This window comes from Microcoleus sp. AT8-A3, assembly GCF_036705675.1.
Taxonomy (GTDB): domain Bacteria; phylum Cyanobacteriota; class Cyanobacteriia; order Cyanobacteriales; family Microcoleaceae; genus Microcoleus.
Genome location: NZ_JAUBVD010000100.1, coordinates 1 through 12,297, shown reverse-complemented (window position 1 = coordinate 12,297; position 12,297 = coordinate 1). Strand labels below are relative to the sequence as shown.

Here is a 12,297-nt window from a genome sequence, read left to right as displayed (position 1 = left end):
AATACCTGGGCTGATGTCATCAACCGCGCTAACTTGGGTATGGAAGTAATGCACGAGCGCAATGCTCACAACTTCCCGCTTGATTTGGCTGCTAGTGAAGTCACTCCTGTAGCTTTGGTTGCTCCTTCTATCAATGGCTAAGTTTTAGTTTTTGATTAACAAAAAGCGCTCCTAGAAATAGGGGCGCTTTTTGTTTGGGGAAAAATATTTTTTGGAACAATCAGACTCGGCGGTTGAAACCGCTACTACACAAACGAAGTCCGCGCAACGCGAGACTAAAGAATAGAATATTACAGCCGGATTTAGTATGGCGATAGACTGCAAATTTTTGAAGTCGTATATTATGGAAAAATGATTGTGAAAGGTAAGTCAGATGGTTGTCGCAATTTCTAAAGCAGGATTGGGTAAAGGTGCGGCTTTCCTGTCAAACGTGACATGGGAGACTCTGGAAAAATTGGATGCTGATTTGGCGGACACTGGGGCGCGTTTAACTTATTTGGATGGGTGTTTAGAAATTATGGCTCCTTTATCTGAGGCCCACGAAGAACCTAAAAACACTTTAGGCCAGCTTTTAGAGATTTATATGCGGATGAAAAACATCCGTTTCTATGGGCGTGGTAGTACAACTATCGGGATGAAGAAATTAGGCGCGCGGAAGGAACCAGATGAGTCTTACTGTTTGGGTACGCGCAAGTCAGTTCCAGATTTGGCGATCGAGGTGACAGTGACGAGTGGTGGGATTGATACGCTGGAAATCTATCGTCGGGTGGGTGTGCAGGAGGTTTGGTTTTGGGAGGATGGGGTAATTTCGGTTTATTGTTTGCGCCCAACGGGATATGAGTTGGTGAGTAAGAGCGAACTTTTGGCGGATTTGGATTTGCGATCGATCGAGTTCTATTCCCGTATGGCAGACCAATATGATGCGGTGAATGCTTTTATGCGATCGTTGTAGAAGTTGAGAAGAGCGATTAAAAAAATCCTGCTTTCCCCTCACATTTTGCCTTGGCGGGAGTTTGTTTCCCAGCAGTTTCAGTTCCCGGATTTCGGTAGTTTTGCAGCAGCAATTGGGGCAAAAAGTAGTCACGTAGTTCACGTAAACTCACCGGGACTCCAACATTTCCTCAACTGTCAAGCCAATATCAATTGCAATCCGCTGAAGCAATCGAGGTGATATATCACGCCCTTTATGAAAAGGAACAGTAGTTCCTCGCCCATCTTGGTGACGGAACTGCTTATGTGAGCCTTTTTGACGCACCTCTACAAAGTCAAGATTCTCTAGTATGCGGACTATTTCCTGTGGTTTCAGAACTGGGATATTGCTCGTGTTTATCGGATCGCAATCTGTTGTGTACCTATAAACTCAGTCTGAATGACGAGAGTATCATCTTCTAGGAGCATCTCAATTACCTCACGCAGATTCTCGTGTAACTCATCCAAGGTTTCTCCCTGGGAATGCGCCCCAGGAAATCCAGGAATATAACCAACGTAAAGCTTGGTATCAGAATCTTTTTCGATTATAGCGGTAAATGTTTTCATAAGATTCGCTTTCTATTCGTTAAATGTAAGAAATGTAATCTCTCATATATTATATAATATTTCACCTGCACTGAATGTATGCTTTGAATACGGGATTGAGGAAAAAGAGCGATCGCCCTCCTACTAACACTTTTTCCACTAAGCTGCGTCGGCCTAAAGATTGTATGGCTTGCCAAAATTCTGATTGGGATAATTCACTATCAGCAGGTTGTCGGGAAATATCTACAGCTTCATTTTGAGTGGCTAACCAGTATAACGCCTTTTTTTCGGCATCTAATAAACGATGTAGGTGAGATTCCAAGATGGGTTCTAAGTCACCCAAGAATAAATCATTTACCTCGGATAAAAACAGGGAAACGCTACCATCAAACAACTCCAAAATAGTTGCAGCAATGATATTTAACCAGGAAGGATGACCTTGATAAAGGGCGATCAAGTCTGACCATTTTTCCTCATCGACTAATCCTTTTTGTTGAAAAATTTCTGCGGCTTGTTGTCCTAACCCTTTGAGGTGTAAGCTTCGGGTGGAGAGGTTCTCGGCTTCTAAATTCGCGAGTTCTTTGGGTTTTTCCCAACTGAGGAGGATTAAACAACTCTGATGAGAGGATGTGGCAATTTGTTTAAAAAATTTGCCATAATCTTCATAGCCTGCTAAATATTGACCTGCTAATTGACTGCTACTAAAAATATTCTGTACGTCATCAAGAATTACTAGACAGCGAGAAGATCGGAAATAATCGATGATTGTGGGTAATGGGAGTTGTTGCGATCGCCCAAAAAATTGCTTGAGTTCGGTTTGGACGGTTGAAAGTGCGGGTGTGTGGGTGAGGCTTAACCAAATAATATAATCAAATTCGGTTTTAGTTTGTTCGATGAGTTTGAGGGCGATCGCGCTTTTGCCAATTCCACTTAAGCCGTAGATGGTAATTAAGCGGGTGTGGGCTTGTAAAATCCATTCTGTGAGGGTGGAGAGTGCGGAAGTGCGATCGTAAAAGTAAGGGAGTTCGGGTGCGTCTGTTAAATCGATTATGGGCGATCGGGCTTGATTTTGGGGAGATTCAGGGGGAAAGGGCGATCGCTGCTTGGCCTCTTCTGCATCTTGCCTTTTTTCTCCACAGATATTGATATGAGTTCTATTAATTTTACTATTAACAATCTGTGAAGAGTTACCAAAATTGTAAATACTAGATACTGCTTTGCTTTCTAAAATAGAGCGAACATTAGATTGTTTAATATCGTCTCCCAATATGTCAGAAAGCATCTTCCATAATTTCCTAGAAACTTGTTTAATATGATCTTCACTACGATTGCACTTTTTAGCTATCTTATGATATTTCTCCCCCTCCCAAACTTCTTTTAAGATAGAGCTTTGTAATGAATCAATATGTTTTCCCGTCTTCACAAATACTTGCTCGTCAGTCCATTGTAAAACCTCTTGGATGTCCATACCTAAAAGGGGGTTGAGTTTTGACCATCACACTATATCACACTTTATAACACCTGGAAAACTAAATAACACTTTTTCTTCTTAATAAATTTTTTAAAAAAAGGTAACTGTACACCAAATAACACTTTTATGAATAGCCAAAAATACATTTTCATATTAAATTATGATCGGGAGAGATATAAGGAATATAGTAGAAGTTTATAAGTTATCAAATGCTCTGGAGGAAATATGACACCGTTTAACTGGTTTGCCAAAGACGCCTCTCAAGGAGAGCAGAAACTCACTTCTGGGGATGTGCAGCGGATAGTTGGCGAATTTAATAAATGTTTGCCACGCATTCTGGGGACATCTGAAGTTTTAGAGGAGATAACCTTTGAGGAAGCTATAAGTTATTTCCAGAGCGATCGTCCAGGAACTCCTAATTTAAAAAAAGGAGCAATTATTCGCCAAGAGCATGCCGAAGGGCAAATTTTAGGACAGGTGTTTTTAGACGAAAAGAATAACCTTGTTTGTCATTCAAATGGAATACCTTATGGTCGTCAGTTGATTGCCAAAAAGCTAGACCAAAAATTAACTGATGTCTTGGGCGCTCAAGAATTAGTGGCCATTGAGTTGAAGGCTAAAGAATCTGGTGAATCTCAGCTTACTGAAGAACCTACTCAAAAATCGCGGATTGTAAAAGTTTCTAAGATAGTTAGTATCATTATTTGGTCGATTATAATTCTAATTGTATTCATCCCGTTACTGGGACGATTAGTTATGAGTCAGGCTTTAGCGGCAGAATTAACCTCTCATCCCTCCCTAGAAGTTACTCAATCTATAGTGGCCTTTGGTGGAAGAGAAGAAGCTTTCAAAAAAGCTGTGAACAGTGCCAATCAAAGTGCTAAACAATATGCTAACAATGAATTGAATCGGTGGGAAGCTGATTTAATAAATCGAATTGATACGGATTTTTTAAATTGGTATTTTAATTATTTTAATCAGAAACAGCAAGAATTTGGTGTTCTTTTTCAATATATAGGCGAGAATGTTATGAATGGGTTTAATCCGACTATAGTCAATGAAAAGATTGCCAAAAGCATAAATGACAATATTCAAAGAGAATTTTCGAGGAGAGTATTGCAAGCAAATTCAGCAGAGATGAAATTTCATACAATAGTAATTGATACAGCTAATTTTTATATTGAACAATTATCTAAGGAGTTTGATGATGTACCAAAAATGTATACAATTCCCCAATCCGACTGGGCTAAATATTTAGAAGGTATAAATTTTAGGCTACAAAATGAACGAGGAGATGAAGTATCTTTAGTAAGATTTGTAGGTGCTGCTGGGACTGCTAAAATTACGGCTACAATTGCTGCTAAAGCAGGTAGTAAAGCTGTAGCTGCTCTTTCTGCGAAACTAGGAAGTATGATTGAGCCTACCCTTGCCATAGGTTTAATCGCTTGGGATTATTGGGATTATACGCAAGGAGTTAAAGAAGACAAGCCCCGTTTGCGTGAAGATTTAGTCAACTCTTTACATGACATTAAAAAATCTATTTTGAGCGAGCCAGAACATAGTGTAATGTGGGTGGTCAATGAATTAGAGGAACAAATTAAAAACAATGTTTGGCAGGCGAAATTTCCGGCTTAAAAGTTTAGAATTGATATGCTTTCTATCTAGATAGCAGTTTTACGCTGCGTCAGGCAAAATAAATCTCCAATTGGAGAAGAGGACTTGCCATGACGCACTGTTATCTGCACATTTAACTAGCGAGGCCCAGCTTCTATAGCAGAATTAGCTATTTGAACAAGCGTTTCCTCACGCCCATTCTTCATCGTTACTCGATACAAAACGCCTTGATACTGCCACTCCACTAAGGCCGTGCAGTAAGCACCGCAGCCATTAGAAAAAACTCCTTGTGTTCTGCCGGCTAATTGAATGGTTTTGAATTCACTCCTGAATCCTCTAGGGGGCGGTTGGGCTGGTTCTCCACCTCTTTCTGCTGAGATACTCCCGATATAGCAAGGCGTACTGCTGCAATTAGGTATGTGGCCCATTTCAACACTATAGCCATTTGTTTCTACTCGGTTTTTTAAGTAAATTTTTTCTGAGAATGGAAGCTGACTGGGGAGAAAAATTGGTACTCTCGTCTTACCTTGAATCTGCGATACAATTTCACGAACTGGAAAAGAAATACTCGATCGCGAATTACCACTTTCAGAATTAGCAGACTGAGGGCGAAACCCTTGCACAAAATTAGTCCACCGCTGAATTTTATTACCAGTAATATCTAAAATTGGAATAGAACGAGTCCTCGATATGGGCCGCCCAGCCTCCCCCTGAGAATATTCGATCGCAGTACGCTCTGGTTTCCCTAAACCATAAGTATTAGCAATATCGCTAGCCAACTGACAGTTTATTCTGAATTGCCCCATATCAATTTTACCATTTCCGGCGCGGTAGTACCAAGTTCTACCGCCAGCGTTGGGTATCTCCTGACAGTCCGAATATGTCACCTCAAACATCTTCGCAATATGCACGTCATAGAGGCGCAATTGACCCCCATAAGCAGATTTTGTGGTATTGGTTTCTGACACCGTAAGGGTATAAGTTCCTTCCGCGTGTTGTAACCTCATGGGAACTTGTGTTTGAGCGATCGCTCTCGGTATCCCCTGAATTTGGGTTACTGCTCCCCAACTCAAAGTAACAAACCCCAAACTTGTTAGTAATAATTGTTTTGTAACTTTCATTTGTCCCTTAAAAGCTAGAGGATATTTACAGCCTATCTTCAATATAAGTTAAAGCCACGTTAATTTGTTCCTCTGTAAGCTCAAACAATCCCCTGATAAACTTAGGCGGATATTGAGCCGTCACATAGTCCATGATGTCGTAGATGGTGATGCGGGTACCTGCGATCGCTAGTCCTCTTTCTGTACGGATGATAGATGTTTGTTCGTTAGGTATGCTTGTCATTTTTATAGCCTCCTAGAAGTTATTTTTATATTACTAGCTTATTCCGTGGAATTTTGAGATAAATTAACTCTATTATACTTTGCGATCGCTCTCTGAGGACGAGCGCGGGAATTACGCGAGCGCTCCTTCCACAAATAAACGTATTAACCAATTACTGAATTTTACAGCGACATCTGTGTGAGGACGCAAAGCTTGACTTGTAATTGCCTTTCCCAAAGGATAACCAGGTTCATCATGCCAAGCAAGATATGTATGAATCACTGCTTTACTACGATGCACGTCTTTGAATGTTGTTACTTTACTATCCTGTGCCTGTTCAACACATTCTCGTGCAAATGTCAAAGATGCTGGTTCTGCAAGTTCAGCACAAAAGTCTTCTAACATACCAGAATCTTGATTATTAGGCATCAGCCAAAACCCCAGTTTAGGTTCATCTGAAGAAGGCTCGACTACCGTTCCATCAGCATCAGGTTTGTTCGGTAACGTATAGTTGTAATGTTGTAACTTGCCTTTTATACTTTGCCATCTGCCTTCAAGAGAAGGCTTGTCAGCATCAAGCATAACTCCTATTACTTGAGGAGGATTAGGACGTATAATCAGCGCATTTAGTCGCTTCAAAACCCCGATATCTGAACCGCATTGATAGATGCCGAAAGTCTTAGGAACATTATGAGCTTTGCATAAAGCCATCACCACATGGCAATCATTATCTCCTTCAACAAGTAAAACTCTATCTGTATCTTGCTTGCAAACACTATCCTTCTCAGACACCTCGCTTGTATTACTCATCGTACTTCAACATCCATGTCAATAGAATCACTCAGGGTCTCAGATGTATATTCTGTTGCTTTTATCGATTCATTTTTGGCATCCAATCTGAAGAAAGCACCCAGGGTAGGATAGTTATTCCAGGCTTGGTAGAAACCCTTGATACAATCGCGGCTGTGAGTTGTTGCAAAAATTTGAACATTAAGTCTCTCCGATATCTGAAAAACAATATCCCAAACTTTCGGTTGCACGCTCCAGTGCAATCCATTTTCAAATTCATCAATTAATAGAAGTCCATTTCGAGCATTCACAAGTGCAACAATTATATGAAACAAACGAGTCATACCATCTCCCATGCTCTTGAGAGGTAATGGTTCGTCTATGCCTTTAATTTTTACTAAAGGAACACGGTTGTCACTTGCAGTACCTATACTAAAGTCCTCTACAAAAGCGACTCCAGTAACTCGCTCGTCAATTAAACGAAGCGCAGAAATAACCTCCGACTCTAAATCTGTCAAGCTCGTTAAATCCCAAAGAGCAGCTAATTTTCGATTAGGCATATTTGCTGTATAAACAATCTGCCACGTGTATTTTAACTCTGATTCCTGCCTTTCATAAAAAATTCTAGAGCTACGTCGAATGTCTCTGATATTTCTATCTAATCTGAAAATTCTTCTAGTTCTTTCGCCTTCTTCTGCTACGAGAAAAACTTCAACATTAGATATATCTTCGTCAAACTCCACATCAGAGATGCGAATTTTCCTGATTGTGCCTTCGTCATCATTTTTATTCTGGTATGCGCCAGCGCCGATCCGGAGTTTTATGTTTGAAGAAACTTCTCCAAGAGAAATCCCATCTCCTCCTATGCTGGGCAATTTATGCCCAAAGAATAGATGCCGCACAGGATTACTGATAAAATTTTGGGAATGTGGCTGAGCTTCGCTAAACCAAGTCTCTTGCCTAGACTCTACAAGTTCAAGCATGACGGTAGCAGAAGCGTTGCTGGCATATAGTTCTACTGCTTCAAGAAATGTACTCTTTCCTGAATTATTCTTGCCAACAATCAGGTTGACACGACCCAGATTTTTAACTTCAAGGTGTTTAAATAGTCTAAAGTTGTGTATCTGAAATGACTCCAGCATACAAGATTCCTATAAGTTTTTATAACTAGCTTATATCATATTTGCTTAAAAAGCCAGTTTCTGAAATAACTCGGCAATCGGGAGAGTAAAACCGGGGACGATTTCTTCCCCATCGAGGGAGTTAACGGACTTAAGCAGGCGATCGGGTTCTTGGGACGATCGATAAACTAACACATACTGTTCTTGAGGATGAATCACCCAGACTAAACGCGCCCCATTCTCGAAATATTCTACGAGTTTGTCGTGAATTTCTGCCACTGTATTGCTAGGAGAAAGGATTTCTACGGCCAGATCCGGCGCACCTTCTAGGAAGCCATCGGGGAGCTCATCTAGCCCTTGCAGGCGTTCTTTTGCCATGAAGGAAACATCGGGCGATCGCTTGTTTCCTGATTTCATCTTAAAAGCAGTGCTGGAGTCGAACATCGCGCCTAGCTTTTGAATGTGGACATACCCACCGAGCAAAATCATCAAGATACTGCAAATATAACCGTGTTTTGCACCCGAATTCCCCATGTCAATTAGTTCTCCATTCACAATTTCATAGCGGTGTCCATCTCGGTTGAGTGCCATGAATTCTGCATCAGTCCAGATTTTTTTATCTGCAGGTGTTTCAACTTGGTTTTCAGTGAGGTTTGACCTTTGGTTTTGAATTAGAGTAGCCATCGCTTTTTCCTAAAATTATATTTCTCGTTCAATAGAATCCATTTCAAAGTCTAAAAAATCGCCATTAAAAATTAATGTGGCGATAGACTTCAGACATCCGAAGTTCTATATTTAAACTGTGCAGGACGATCGCCCGATCGACCCGATCGCAAACTTGCCATTGCCAACGATCGCTACTTGGGCGATCGCCATTATAATATTGCTCAATATAGGGTTCAGCTTGACTAACCAGCAAATATTCACAAAAACTAGCAAGAGAGCGATATTTTCTGAACTTTTCACCTCGATCGTAGCCTTCAGTAGAGGGGGAAAGAACCTCCACAATCAGTAAAGGATTGAGAATTTCATCCGTGCGATCGCCATTGAATTCCGGTTCGCCATCAATTACCATAACATCAGGATAAGTTCCATGATTGAAGCTAGGAATCCAAATTCGTAAGTCTCCGTTGTAGGTTTGAAAATTTGTGTCTCGCACAGCCACGTTAAGAAAAGTCGTAATGTCTACGGCAATACGGCTGTGAGCAGGGGAACCTCCTGGCATAGCGATAATCTCTCCGTTACAGTATTCGTGACGTTCTTCGGCTGTTTCCTCGATCGCCCGGTATTCATCTGGAGTAAAGCGAGTCTTTGTCGCATCGGGAAGATTTGGCGGGTTGGTTTGAGTAATAACCACGATCGCACCTCCTAAATAATTAGACCTTAAATAATTATGGCTGGCAGCTAGATAATTGTCTCAACGCACAGGCGATCGCTTTTTGAGCAAATAAATAATATGGGCGATCGCACAATCTCCTGACATCGCGTTCTCAAAGTTGAGATCCTTCGTGGCTCCGCTGCACCGCAGTATTTGACTGCTGGCGCTGTGCAATTTTGATTAACATCCTCAATGCGTCATTCACTGCTGCATCATTAGGAAAAGCTTGGGCAATATCGGGGTCTAAAAGCACCAAGTTTGTCCCTGCACGATATTGCTCAACATACTTGCCTTTAACACCTCCTTTCATCTGAGCAAAGTCATACTCAGCAAGTAATTCGTCTTCCATTTCGTTCTCAATATCCTTCTTCATAAAACCTCTGCTCCTGGCGGGTAGCTTTTCTGGCACTGATGATTCTTACTTTTTCTCCTCGATCGGTGTGTGCAACAATTAAAAGTTGTCCATACCTGGATATACCAATAATAACGTACCGGCTTTCTCCGATGGAATGCTGAGGATCGGGAAAAGTTACAGATAGCGGGTCAATCGATTTTAGATTTTAGATTTTAGATTTTAGAGGCGACCCCACGGATAAATGCGGGGGGCTTGAGGATTTTCGATTTTCGATTTGGGATTGATTCCACGGATAAATCACGTGGCGGGTAGCATCAAGAAATTCGTGGTCATTAAATATGGTTGTGGCTTCTTGAAAGGAAACACCATGCTTCTCAACATTTAGTGTCGCTTTGTCTGGATTCCATTCAAATTCCATAAAAAAGTCTCCATGCCTTTTTCCGCTTCTGCTTCACCACCGCTAAATTCTCGCTTTCCTTTTAGTTTTAACACTCAATTGCTTAGTAAGCGATGTATAATAATGCAAAGCAAAAAGCAGATTAATTCCAAAAAACACCAAAGTTAAAACAAATGTAAAAAAAGACGTAAACGACAGCCGGGAAGTCATCGTAAACATCGCCAAAATGATTGAGCAAAGCCCAAAACCGGAAGCAAAAGAACTTAAAAGCAGCAACCGCACCTTAGACATAGTTTAATTTAAAGATTATCAGTAAAATACACTCTTGGCATCTACAGAGGAGTGCCAAATGATACTTATTACTATATAGCGGAATTGCTCAGTTCCGCCAAGGGCAAAACGACTCTTTTCCTAAAAAGGTTTGAATTATAGAGAACAATACAGCCCGCGCTCTTGTAAACTCCTGTTGCTCGACTTAATATCAATCACAGGAATTCCCCAGCCTTCGCGATTATTCCACCTTTCGCCGTACAGTCACCGCAGCCGCAATCGGGCTGACAGCAAAGTATTCGCTTCCAAAACCGCGCTTTCCCTGGGATTCCAAACATTGCCAAAATCCACAAACGCCGTCACCTGCAAAACTCCTTGGTTGTCGCGGGTGCGCTTGCATCGGATACCGCAACTCGGCTGAATCACAAATCCCGCTATCGGCCAGCAAAGCCTCCTGACCAGGAATTTCAAAGGTGGTACCCGCCACGTGATTTATCCGTGGAATCAATCGAAAATCGAAAATCGAAAATCCTCAAGAAAGAGCATTTATCCGTGGGGTCGCCTCTAAAATCTAAAATCTAAAATCTAAAATCTAAAATCGATTGACGGTAGCCCCGCAATGTGTCTGAGTCCCCTATACCCAATGGTTCGATCGACAAAAGCTCTGCCCCAGCCAATTTCACACCCGATCGCACCAGCAGCAGCTTCTCAGGAACCCACAACCGCACGTACTGCAATTGACAAGCGAATTTCAAAGGTGGTACCCGCCACGTGATTTATTCCGTGGAATCAATCCAAAATCTAAAATCTAAAATCCTCAAGCCCCCAAATTTATCCGTGGGGTCAATCCAAAATCTAAAATCTAAAATCTAAAATCGAATGACCCCGCCAAATCAAAAATCGACTGTCAGGGCTGCTGCTGCTCACCGTAGCGCCAAATGCTGCCACTCCCTGACAAAAGTGCGATCGCCCCGCCAAGACATCTCTCTCCCCTCTGAGTAAAATCCTGAAACAGCCTCAGCACCGCAACCCGATTTCTGCCCCGATTATCTGCTTCCGGCGACAACGGAAAATCCTTTCCCAGCAAAGATGTATCGCTTTCTCGCCTGCTGGTACCGATACCGATCGCGATTTCTCTTCTCGGATTTTGCACGATCGGCTCGCGGTAAGTCAACTGCCAACTACTTCAAATCGATCGACTTTTATCGTACCCGCAATCTTAGCAATTATGCAGGCTGTGTCGGTGGGGGAACAGCAGGCGGCAAAAGCTGTTCGGCTGAAAGCAAGGGCGCTGGCGGCGCGGGTTATGGGAGAGGAGCCGGATTTGGCCGTCGCGGGTTGGGAATCGGAAATTCGTGTCTGTTTTCTCCTCGGTTCGGCAATGGAGGGAGAGTTTCTGGGGCCTCACTTTGGGTCAATTGATCGAACTCCGGGATGCTATTTTCTTGCTCTGTAGTGTCTTTATCTAATTCTGAACCCGAGTATAAATCACGAAGCCGATCGCGATCGTCTGCTGTTTCTTGATCTAGTTTGAATTGAGACGGTAAATGATCATGCAAAATTGGCGCTTGCACCCCTGAGTCGGTAGCAACCATCGACTCGCCAAGACTTAGAGCTGATAGGAGTGCGGGGCAAATAGCTGCAATTGAAAAACCAAGTGCTAATGCCTTGAAAAACTTGATTTTACAAAAGCCTCTAGAAAATTGCACGGGCATGACAGATTAGCCATATTTGATAGTTATTTACACTTACGATCGGGCGCAGCCGACGCAATTGCAAGGAATAAAATTACTCTATCACTTTTTAAACAATTAATTCCTTAACTCAATATAAAGATAGTTGACAGCAACTCTAGTTTGTGTAATTCACAATTACTGAAAAAACTCTAACCGAAAGCATCGAGGATACCCGCCACGTCATTCATCCGTCCAGAAATAAAAAACCTGTATCCGATGAAACTTGCCCCCGAAATTTATCCGTGGGGCCAATGCTTCAATTCTAAAATCTAAAATCTAAAATCTAAAATCTAAAATCTAAAATCTAAAATCTAAAATCTAAAATCTA

19 protein-coding genes and 1 pseudogene are annotated in these 12,297 nt (G+C 41.8%); 4 read left to right on the top strand and 16 right to left on the bottom strand.

Annotated features, from left to right (window positions below):
- Both QUB51_RS29225 and QUB51_RS29220 read left to right on the top strand, forming a co-directional pair.
- A pseudogene (locus QUB51_RS29225) lies at positions 1-141 on the top strand (photosystem II q(b) protein); the annotation flags it as partial.
- Positions 142-373: 232 nt separating this feature from the next.
- Positions 374-952: a Uma2 family endonuclease gene (locus QUB51_RS29220; protein ID WP_333212807.1), complete on the top strand. Its 579-nt coding sequence runs from the start codon at positions 374-376 to the stop codon at positions 950-952.
- Positions 953-968: 16 nt separating this feature from the next.
- Here the strand turns inward: QUB51_RS29220 and QUB51_RS29215 are convergent, their stop codons facing one another.
- The 4 genes from QUB51_RS29215 to QUB51_RS29200 all read right to left on the bottom strand — a co-directional run bounded on the left by QUB51_RS29215 (position 969) and on the right by QUB51_RS29200 (position 2,797).
- Positions 969-1,103, bottom strand: a complete 135-nt coding sequence (locus QUB51_RS29215; RefSeq protein WP_333198866.1) for a hypothetical protein — start codon at positions 1,101-1,103, stop codon at positions 969-971.
- Positions 1,100-1,291: a type II toxin-antitoxin system HicA family toxin gene (locus tag QUB51_RS29210; RefSeq protein WP_333109692.1), complete on the bottom strand. Its 192-nt coding sequence runs from the start codon at positions 1,289-1,291 to the stop codon at positions 1,100-1,102. Before QUB51_RS29210 ends, QUB51_RS29215 begins: the two co-directional genes overlap by 4 nt.
- A gap of 35 nt (positions 1,292-1,326) precedes the next feature.
- On the bottom strand, positions 1,327-1,536 hold the full coding sequence (locus tag QUB51_RS29205) for a type II toxin-antitoxin system HicB family antitoxin (protein WP_333264358.1): 210 nt from the start codon (positions 1,534-1,536) through the stop codon (positions 1,327-1,329).
- A gap of 61 nt (positions 1,537-1,597) precedes the next feature.
- Positions 1,598-2,797, bottom strand: a complete 1,200-nt coding sequence (locus tag QUB51_RS29200) for an NB-ARC domain-containing protein (protein WP_333264361.1) — start codon at positions 2,795-2,797, stop codon at positions 1,598-1,600.
- Positions 2,798-3,211: 414 nt separating this feature from the next.
- Here QUB51_RS29200 and QUB51_RS29195 point away from each other — a divergent pair, with 414 nt between their 5' ends.
- Positions 3,212-4,621: a hypothetical protein gene (locus QUB51_RS29195; RefSeq protein ID WP_333264364.1), complete on the top strand. Its 1,410-nt coding sequence runs from the start codon at positions 3,212-3,214 to the stop codon at positions 4,619-4,621.
- Positions 4,622-4,737: 116 nt separating this feature from the next.
- On the opposite strand, the gene QUB51_RS29190 is transcribed toward QUB51_RS29195, so the two are convergent.
- From QUB51_RS29190 to QUB51_RS29135, 12 genes are all read right to left on the bottom strand, one after another.
- Positions 4,738-5,721, bottom strand: a complete 984-nt coding sequence (locus QUB51_RS29190) for a hypothetical protein (protein ID WP_333264367.1) — start codon at positions 5,719-5,721, stop codon at positions 4,738-4,740.
- 25 nt (positions 5,722-5,746) lie between these two features.
- A complete protein-coding gene (locus QUB51_RS29185; RefSeq protein ID WP_333264370.1) occupies positions 5,747-5,944 on the bottom strand; it encodes a DUF433 domain-containing protein in 198 nt (65 codons plus the stop codon).
- Between the two features lie 111 nt (positions 5,945-6,055).
- Positions 6,056-6,733, bottom strand: coding sequence for a DUF3226 domain-containing protein (locus tag QUB51_RS29180; protein ID WP_333264374.1), 678 nt, complete (start codon positions 6,731-6,733; stop codon positions 6,056-6,058).
- Positions 6,730-7,854, bottom strand: coding sequence for an AAA family ATPase (locus QUB51_RS29175; RefSeq protein ID WP_333264377.1), 1,125 nt, complete (start codon positions 7,852-7,854; stop codon positions 6,730-6,732). Before QUB51_RS29175 ends, QUB51_RS29180 begins: the two co-directional genes overlap by 4 nt.
- 45 nt (positions 7,855-7,899) lie before the next feature.
- A complete protein-coding gene (locus QUB51_RS29170) occupies positions 7,900-8,517 on the bottom strand; it encodes a Uma2 family endonuclease (RefSeq protein ID WP_333264380.1) in 618 nt (205 codons plus the stop codon).
- A gap of 64 nt (positions 8,518-8,581) precedes the next feature.
- The gene (locus QUB51_RS29165; protein ID WP_333264383.1) at positions 8,582-9,190 is read right to left on the bottom strand and encodes a Uma2 family endonuclease; all 609 of its coding nucleotides are present in this window, start codon (positions 9,188-9,190) and stop codon (positions 8,582-8,584) included.
- Positions 9,191-9,323: 133 nt separating this feature from the next.
- Positions 9,324-9,584, bottom strand: a complete 261-nt coding sequence (locus QUB51_RS29160; protein WP_333157776.1) for a hypothetical protein — start codon at positions 9,582-9,584, stop codon at positions 9,324-9,326.
- Positions 9,568-9,759: a BrnT family toxin gene (locus QUB51_RS29155; RefSeq protein WP_333234268.1), complete on the bottom strand. Its 192-nt coding sequence runs from the start codon at positions 9,757-9,759 to the stop codon at positions 9,568-9,570. Before QUB51_RS29155 ends, QUB51_RS29160 begins: the two co-directional genes overlap by 17 nt.
- A 12-nt stretch (positions 9,760-9,771) precedes the next feature.
- On the bottom strand, positions 9,772-9,984 hold the full coding sequence (locus QUB51_RS29150) for a hypothetical protein (protein WP_333251272.1): 213 nt from the start codon (positions 9,982-9,984) through the stop codon (positions 9,772-9,774).
- 490 nt (positions 9,985-10,474) lie between these two features.
- A complete protein-coding gene (locus QUB51_RS29145; protein WP_333058526.1) occupies positions 10,475-10,720 on the bottom strand; it encodes a hypothetical protein in 246 nt (81 codons plus the stop codon).
- Between the two features lie 91 nt (positions 10,721-10,811).
- Positions 10,812-10,988 (bottom strand): hypothetical protein, encoded by a 177-nt coding sequence (locus tag QUB51_RS29140; protein WP_333264386.1) that lies wholly within the window; start codon positions 10,986-10,988, stop codon positions 10,812-10,814.
- Between the two features lie 152 nt (positions 10,989-11,140).
- Positions 11,141-11,386, bottom strand: coding sequence for a hypothetical protein (locus tag QUB51_RS29135; RefSeq protein ID WP_333264389.1), 246 nt, complete (start codon positions 11,384-11,386; stop codon positions 11,141-11,143).
- On the opposite strand from QUB51_RS29135, the gene QUB51_RS29130 reads away from it, so the two are divergent.
- A complete protein-coding gene (locus QUB51_RS29130) occupies positions 11,381-11,689 on the top strand; it encodes a hypothetical protein (RefSeq protein ID WP_333264392.1) in 309 nt (102 codons plus the stop codon). The genes QUB51_RS29135 and QUB51_RS29130 overlap by 6 nt on opposite strands.
- Positions 11,690-12,297 lie beyond the last annotated feature (608 nt).

Excerpts from the sequence above, each read along its gene's own strand:
- QUB51_RS29185 (WP_333264370.1), bottom strand. The coding sequence starts at position 5,944 with ATGACAAGCATACCTAACGAACAAACATCTATCATCCGTACAGAAAGA.
- QUB51_RS29220 (WP_333212807.1), top strand. The coding sequence starts at position 374 with ATGGTTGTCGCAATTTCTAAAGCAGGATTGGGTAAAGGTGCGGCTTTC.
- QUB51_RS29150 (WP_333251272.1), bottom strand. The coding sequence starts at position 9,984 with ATGGAATTTGAATGGAATCCAGACAAAGCGACACTAAATGTTGAGAAG.
- QUB51_RS29180 (WP_333264374.1), bottom strand. The coding sequence starts at position 6,733 with ATGAGTAATACAAGCGAGGTGTCTGAGAAGGATAGTGTTTGCAAGCAA.
- QUB51_RS29160 (WP_333157776.1), bottom strand. The coding sequence starts at position 9,584 with ATGAAGAAGGATATTGAGAACGAAATGGAAGACGAATTACTTGCTGAG.
- QUB51_RS29175 (WP_333264377.1), bottom strand. The coding sequence starts at position 7,854 with ATGCTGGAGTCATTTCAGATACACAACTTTAGACTATTTAAACACCTT.
- QUB51_RS29195 (WP_333264364.1), top strand. The coding sequence starts at position 3,212 with ATGACACCGTTTAACTGGTTTGCCAAAGACGCCTCTCAAGGAGAGCAG.
- QUB51_RS29205 (WP_333264358.1), bottom strand. The coding sequence starts at position 1,536 with ATGAAAACATTTACCGCTATAATCGAAAAAGATTCTGATACCAAGCTT.
- QUB51_RS29170 (WP_333264380.1), bottom strand. The coding sequence starts at position 8,517 with ATGGCTACTCTAATTCAAAACCAAAGGTCAAACCTCACTGAAAACCAA.
- QUB51_RS29200 (WP_333264361.1), bottom strand. The coding sequence starts at position 2,797 with ATGCTTTCTGACATATTGGGAGACGATATTAAACAATCTAATGTTCGC.
- QUB51_RS29190 (WP_333264367.1), bottom strand. The coding sequence starts at position 5,721 with ATGAAAGTTACAAAACAATTATTACTAACAAGTTTGGGGTTTGTTACT.